Annotated in this window: 9 protein-coding genes; 3 read left to right on the forward strand and 6 right to left on the reverse strand. The window is 67.4% G+C overall.

Annotated features, from left to right (window positions below; all coding sequences use genetic code 11):
• Positions 1-41: 41 nt before the first annotated feature.
• From AAIL68_RS12670 to AAIL68_RS12695, 6 genes are all read right to left on the reverse strand, one after another.
• Complete coding sequence (locus tag AAIL68_RS12670) at positions 42-1,004, reverse strand: magnesium transporter CorA family protein (protein ID WP_347140145.1); 963 nt, start codon at positions 1,002-1,004, stop codon at positions 42-44.
• A 105-nt stretch (positions 1,005-1,109) separates the two neighbouring features.
• Positions 1,110-1,313 (reverse strand): CsbD family protein, encoded by a 204-nt coding sequence (locus AAIL68_RS12675; protein WP_347140146.1) that lies wholly within the window; start codon positions 1,311-1,313, stop codon positions 1,110-1,112.
• A gap of 72 nt (positions 1,314-1,385) precedes the next feature.
• Positions 1,386-2,330, reverse strand: a complete 945-nt coding sequence (locus AAIL68_RS12680; protein ID WP_347140147.1) for a D-glycerate dehydrogenase — start codon at positions 2,328-2,330, stop codon at positions 1,386-1,388.
• On the reverse strand, positions 2,330-2,662 hold the full coding sequence (locus tag AAIL68_RS12685) for a tRNA-binding protein (protein ID WP_347140148.1): 333 nt from the start codon (positions 2,660-2,662) through the stop codon (positions 2,330-2,332). Before AAIL68_RS12685 ends, AAIL68_RS12680 begins: the two co-directional genes overlap by 1 nt.
• Positions 2,659-3,471, reverse strand: a complete 813-nt coding sequence (gene proC / locus AAIL68_RS12690; protein ID WP_347140149.1) for a pyrroline-5-carboxylate reductase — start codon at positions 3,469-3,471, stop codon at positions 2,659-2,661. Before proC ends, AAIL68_RS12685 begins: the two co-directional genes overlap by 4 nt.
• 31 nt (positions 3,472-3,502) lie before the next feature.
• A complete protein-coding gene (locus AAIL68_RS12695; protein ID WP_347140150.1) occupies positions 3,503-4,006 on the reverse strand; it encodes a YbjN domain-containing protein in 504 nt (167 codons plus the stop codon).
• Positions 4,007-4,205: 199 nt separating this feature from the next.
• Between AAIL68_RS12695 and AAIL68_RS12700 the strand changes: the two genes are divergently transcribed.
• From AAIL68_RS12700 to AAIL68_RS12710, 3 genes are all read left to right on the forward strand, one after another.
• A complete protein-coding gene (locus tag AAIL68_RS12700; protein WP_347140151.1) occupies positions 4,206-5,171 on the forward strand; it encodes a threonine-phosphate decarboxylase in 966 nt (321 codons plus the stop codon).
• Between the two features lie 156 nt (positions 5,172-5,327).
• Positions 5,328-5,579: a hypothetical protein gene (locus tag AAIL68_RS12705; RefSeq protein ID WP_347140152.1), complete on the forward strand. Its 252-nt coding sequence runs from the start codon at positions 5,328-5,330 to the stop codon at positions 5,577-5,579.
• A gap of 66 nt (positions 5,580-5,645) precedes the next feature.
• A complete protein-coding gene (locus tag AAIL68_RS12710) occupies positions 5,646-6,560 on the forward strand; it encodes a LysR family transcriptional regulator (protein ID WP_347140153.1) in 915 nt (304 codons plus the stop codon).
• The last annotated feature ends 27 nt before the right edge of the window (positions 6,561-6,587 follow it).

Genomic DNA, 6,587 nt, shown 5'->3' on the forward strand with positions numbered 1-6,587 from the left:
GACAAGTGCGTTCGCGCCGCCATGGCCCGCCACGGAACGTGCTAAAGCCAGCGTTTCCAGCGCAGCACCAGCCATGTCCCCGCGGCGGTCGCGGCCATCAACGCCAGCGCCATCGGATAGCCCCATGCCTTGTGCAGTTCGGGCATCACGTCGAAGTTCATGCCATAGATGCTGGCGATCAGCGTGGGCGGCAGGAACAGGGCCGCCACCACAGACAGGATGCGCACGGTGTTGTTCTGTTCCAGGTTGATCATGCCCAGCGTCGTGTCCACGGCCAGGCTGACGCGCGATGCCAGGAAATCGGCATGGACCTCCAGCGCCTGCACGTCGCGCAATTGGCCCTTGATGACCGGGCGCAGGCGCGGGGATTCGGGCTGTTCGTCGATGGTGGCGATATAGAAGGCCAGCATCCGTTCCACCGTCAGCAGGCACAAGCGGATGCGGGCCATGGCCTCGGCCTCGTGGCCGACCTGGCGCAGCGCGGCCTGCAGGCGTTCGCTCTGGCCGCGCCTGCTTTGCGTTTCGAAGATCATCAGCGTGGTGTCGTCCAGAAGCCGCCCCGATCCTTCCAGGATGTCGGCCATGCGGGCGACGATTTCCTCGACCAGGCCGATGAACAGGCGGTGCGGGGTGGAGCAGCCCAGCGTGGATCGTTCGCCCCGTTCGGGATAGGTCAGGAAGGGCCGGGGCGAATGGTGGCGCACCGTCACCAGCCGCTGCGGCGACAGGATGAAGCTGACGGGCATCGCCACGCGGTTGCCGTCGCCGCGTTCGCCCGGCAGCACGGCGGTCATGTAGTCCACGCCCACCTCTCGATACAGGCGGTTCGAGATCTCGATCTCTTCCATGTCGGCCAGGGTGGGAACGTCCACGCCCAGGTCGCGCAGCCGGGCGGTCTCGTCCCGGTCGGGGGCGATCAGGTCGATCCAGATCGCGTCCGCCAGCGGCGCGCCCTTTTCCTGGCGGGTGATGCGCCCTTGGCGGATGACATAGGAATACATCATGGAAGCAATCCCCGGCCCTTGACCCTGGGCCTTTGGTAGCGTGCCGGGGGGCAAAGAAAAAGGGTGCCCTGATGGCACCCCATTCCCTTCAGTCGGCAGGCCGCGTCAGAACGTGCGGTCGCGGAAATAGTCGTCGATTTCGCGTTCGGCGTCGTTCTTGGTCCAGCCGTATTTTTCCTGCAGCTTGCCCGCCAGACGGTCCTTGTTGCCGTCGATCTGGGTCAGTTCGTCATCGGTCAGGTCGCCCCATTTTTCCTTGACAGAGCCTTGAACTTGCTTCCACTTACCCTGGATAATATCCCAGTTCATGTGCTGTCTCCTTTCGAAACTGCCTTGTGGAGAGTTAACATTTGGCAGCTTGCAGGGTTCCGGCCGTCCCTATCAATTCACCCGATCGTGAGGCTCGCGCCCTTCCGCAAAGGCGATCAGGTTGTCCAGCGCGCGGAGCCCCATGTCGGTGCGCACATCGTCGGTTGCGGTGCCCAGATGCGGCAGCAGGGTGGCGTTCGGCGCATCCAGCAGGGCCTGGGGCACATGCGGTTCGCGTTCATAGACATCCAGTCCGGCCCCCGCGATGCGGCGGCTGGTCAGCGCCTCGATCAGCGCGGCCTCGTCCACCACGTCGCCGCGCGCGATATTGACCAGATAGCCTTGGGGTCCAAGCGCCGCCATCTGGTCCGCCCCGATCAGGTGGCGCGTGGCGGCACCGCCCGGAACGGCCACGACCGCCACATCCGCCTGTTCCAGCATCCCGTTCAGGTCGGGGATCTGGCGGGCCGGAAAGTCCAGGTCGTTGACGGCGGATCGGTTGAAGAACACGACCTCCATGCCGAAGCCGAAATGGCAGCGCCGGGCAATGGCGCGGCCGATGCGGCCCATGCCGACGATCCCGACCCTGTGGCCCGTGACCTGCGCGCCCAGGAACTGCGTGGGCTTCCAGCCGGTCCATTCCCCACGCCGCAGGATCCGTTCGCCTTCGCTGGCGCGGCGCATCGTCATCAGGATCAGGGTCAGGGCGATGTCGGCGGTGGCGTCGGTCACGACATCGGGGGTGTTGGTGACGACCACACCCGCCCCCGCCGCCGCCTTCACGTCGATATGGTTATAGCCCGCGCCGAAATTGGCGATGATGCGGCAGCGCGGCTTGCCGACAAAGGCAGCGGCGGGAAAGGCGTCGCCCAGGGTCGGCATGATCGCGTCGTAATCGGCCAGGGCCTGCGCGGCCTTTTCGGGCTCAAGCGGGGTGTCGTCGAAGGTCGCATCGAAACGGTCGCGGATCGCCTGGGTGGCGCGGTCCGTCATCAGGCGGGTGACAAGCAGCTTCATCAGTAAAGCCTTCCTCCGTTCGGCACGTCCTTGTCGGGGCGGATCAGCACGACCTCTCCGTCCGGGTCGGGAACGCCCAGGACCAGAACCTCGGACCGGACGGGGCCGATCTGGCGGGGCGGAAAGTTCACGACGCACAGCACCTGCTTGCCAACGAGGGCTGCGGGATCGTAATGCCGCGTGATCTGGGCCGAGGACTTGCGTTCCCCCAGATCACCCAGGTCCAGCCACAGCTTGATCGCGGGCTTTCGCGCCTCGGGGAAAGGTTCGGCGCGGGTGATGGTGGCCACGCGAATGTCCACCTTCAGGAAATCGTCGAAGCCGATGGTCATTGCGCCCGTCCCAGTTCGCGCCCGCGTTCGGTGGCGGCGGCGACCGTGCGCGCCATCAGCGGCGGCAGGCCGGTGTCCGGGTCCATCAGCACCTTGAGCCCCGCAGCGGTCGTCCCGCCGGGCGAGGTGACGTTTTCGCGCAAGATCGCCGGATCCTGATCCGCATCGATGGCCAGCGCCCCTGCCCCGGCCACGGTCATGCGCGCCAGTTCCAGCGACAGCGCAGCGGGCAGGCCCTGCGCCTCGCCCGCCTTGGCCATCGCCTCGATCAGGTGGAAGACATAGGCTGGACCGCTGCCCGACAGGCCGGTGACGGCGTCCATCTGGTCCTCGGACTCCAGCCGCACCACGCGTCCCACGGCGGCCATCAGCGTTTCAGCCAGATCCAGATGCGCCGCCGTCGCACGGCTGTTGCCGATCATGGCGCTGATGCCCTGCCCGATGGCGGCGGGCGTGTTCGGCATGACGCGGACGACGGGCGCGCCGGGGAAGGCGGCTTCGAATGTGGCGATAGTGGTGCCCGCCGCGACCGACAGCACCAGCGTGTCGGAGAGGCGCGGCACGCCGCCAAGCGCCTCGGCCATCATCTGCGGCTTGACGGCCAACACCAGCACGGCGGGATCGTCGGGCAAGGCGGCGTTCACCCACAGCCCCTTGTCCTGCCATTCGGGCGCCAGATGCGGGTCGATCACCGTGACCGCGCCGGGTTCCAGCCCCCGCGCCAGCCAGCCCCGCAGCATCGCGCCGCCCATCCGGCCGCAGCCGACCAGAACCAGCCCGCGTGCATTGATGTCGTTGAAATCGCCCATCCGGCCCCCCTCCGTGACAGAACCTGCGCCCCTATGCCCGTCCGTAGGCCTCGCCCAAGGCGATGTCCAGCGCGGCGGCGGGGCTGCTGTTGCCCCAGGCGACAAGCTGGAACGACGGATAGAACCGTTCGGATGCGATCAGCGCGTTGCCGATCATCCGGTCCACCTGTTCGGCCGAAGCCATCGCTTCGCCCGCCAGCACCAGCCCATAGCGCCAGACCATCAGCCGCTGCCGGGACCAGAAGGTGAAACCGCCGTCCCAGACCTGGTCGTTGGCAAGGTTCAGCGTTTCGTAAAGGGCGGGCAGCCGGTCGGCGGGCGGATCCAGGTCGAAGCTGCAGATCAGCCGCAGCACGGATTCGCGCGGCGCCCAGGCCAGCGTCAGGGAATAGCTGCGCCACTGCCCGTCCACCACCATGGCGATCTGGTCATCGGTCAGGCGGTCGAAGTCCCAGTCGTGATGGGCTGCCACCGCCTCGACAATGTCGATGGGATGAATCTCATCGGTCGGAATCACCGCTTCCGTCAGTGCCATCGTTGCATCCTGCCTCGAACGGGCAGCGATTCTGTCGCCGCTTGCCCTTGTTTGCGGAGCAGCCCGGCACTGTCGCCCGAATGTTCCGGCGGCATCGTGGGGGCGAAACGCCTTTCTGTAAAGGGAAATCCCCGAAAAGATTGTGGAAAACCCTCCTGATGATATGCGAAGCCACGCAGGATGCGGCAGGTGCAGGCGGATGGTGACGCGCGACCAGGGGGACGACATCGACAGCGCGGCGGCGCGGTTCGGCGCGGGCGACTGGATCGACCTGTCCGTGGCGATCAACCGCCGCCCCTGGCCCATGGGCGACCTGCCGTCTGACGTTTGGCACGCCCTGCCCACGGCGACTGCAACGGAGCGCCTGGTCCAGACCGCCGCCGACTGGTTCGGCTGCAAGCCCGCGCAGATCCTGCCCGTGGCGGACACATCCGCCGCGATCCGGTTGATCCCGCGCCTGCTACCACCCGGCCGCGCGGCGGTGATCTCGCCCAGTTGTCATGAACACGCGGCCAGCCTGCGGGCGGCGGGTTGGCAGGTGACGCCGGTCGCATCGGTCGAGCAGATGGCGGACGCCGACCTGGCCGTGGTGATGAACCCCAACAACCCCGATGGCCGCGAATGGCGCCCCGAGGTGCTGGCCCGTCTGGCCCGCCGCGTGGGGCATCTGGTGGTGGACGAAAGCCTTGCCGACGCCCGCCCCGACCTGTCGCTGGCCCCGGCCCTGCCCCTGAACGCCCTGGTCCTGCGCAGCGTCAGTCCGTTCTGGGGACTGGCGGGGCTGCGGCTTGGCTTCGTGCTGGCGGATCCTGCGCTGCTGCCTCGGCTGTCGGAGGCCGATCCGAGGGCGGTCGGCGGCCCCGCGCTGCAGATCGGCGCGCAGGCAATGGCGGACCGCGCCTGGGCCGACGCCACGGTGATCTATCACGCCGAGGCCGCCTTGCGCCTGGACCTGCTTGCCACAGCCGCAGGCTGGCGCCCGGCGGGGGGCACGCATCTGTTCCGGCTGTATGACACGGGCGACGCGGTGGCCGCGCAGGACCGGCTGGCGCGGGCGCATGTCCGGTCGCGGCGCTTTCCATGGTCCGCGACATGGCTGCGCCTGGGCATCCCGCGCAATCACGTCGAATGGGACCGGCTGGCGGATACCCTGCGCAAGATCTAGGCGAAGCCCGTGCCCTCGCAGCCGGGTTCCGCTTCCCAGGACCAGTGGCCCATTGTGCAGCATCATTGAACACTGAAGCCAGCATCGACAGACTAATCCCTGGCAATTCATCGGCTTATCTCTCTGTCACCGAAACGACACAGAAGGAACGGACCGATGAAAACCCTTGCAACCCTTGTTGGCGCAGTGGTTCTGGCAGCCGGGGCCGCGCAAGCCTCGGGCCTGAACGTAACGAACCGGCACAACGACATGCCGACCGCCCCCGTGACCGCGCAGAATCCGGTTCAGGTGAAGGCGGGCGCTGTGCTGTCCACCAGCGAACTTGCCCGCCGCGGCCTTTCCGCCGACGCGGAACTGACCGTCAGCGACTTCACCGCCCCCGGCCCGCGTTCGACCTATACCCGCTGATCGCGCCAACCGGCCCCCGGACGCCGCCCCCTTCCGGGGCGGTTTTCCTTTTCCGCGCGCCGGTGCATGGTGGCGCCCTTGACCGAATACCGGGGCTTCATGGATATCAGCGTCCTTCGCACCTTTGTCGCCGTCGTGGACGAGGGCAGCTTTGCCGCCGCCGCCGGGCGCATGGGTATTTCCCGCAGCCTGTGCAGCAAGCATGTCGCGGATCTGGAGGCTGACCTGGGCGTCAGGCTGCTGGTGCGCACCACGCGCAAGGTGACGCCGACGCCCACGGGCCTTTCCTACAGCCGGGATCTGCGCGACATCCTGGCCCGCCTGGACGCCGCGACCGAGACGGCCAAGGCCACCACCAGCCCGGCGGGCGCGCTGAAGATCGGCAGCCCGATCTTCTACACGCTGAAGGTGCTGCAACCGCACCTGCTGGATTTCATGGAGCGATACCGCGACATCCGGTTGCAGGTGCTGCTGGACGACGGCACCAGCGACATCGTGGGCGAAGGCTTCGACGCCGTGATCCGCATCGGCAACCTGTCCGATTCCTCGCTGCACGCCCGCCGGATCCATTCCGCGCGAATCCTGCTGGTCGCCTCGCCCGATTATCTGGCGCGGAGCGGCCGCCCGGAACGCCCCGCCGACCTCTTGCGCCACGACTGCCTGCATTACACCAACCTGCCCGGCAACCTGACCTGGCCCCTGCGCCGGGGCAGCCGCACGATCCGCCAGCCGGTCCGGCCCAGCTTTTCGTCGAACAACACCGAACTGCTGCATTCGATGGCGGTGAACGGCCGGGGGCTGGCGCTGCTGCCGGAATTCATCGTGCGCGACGATGTCGCGACGGGCAGGCTGGAGGTGCTGATGACGGAATACACCCTGCCCGACCTGCCCGTGAACCTGGTCTATCCCTCGGGCAAGCTGCTGACGGGGGCGATGCGCAGCTTTCTGGACTTCGCCGCCGCCCTGCGGCTGCCGCAGTAAAGCGGCCTCGTCAAAACGCCTTTTTAC

Origin of the sequence: Paracoccus sp. SSK6 (genome assembly GCF_039770665.1) — a bacterium.
Classification (GTDB): domain Bacteria; phylum Pseudomonadota; class Alphaproteobacteria; order Rhodobacterales; family Rhodobacteraceae; genus Paracoccus.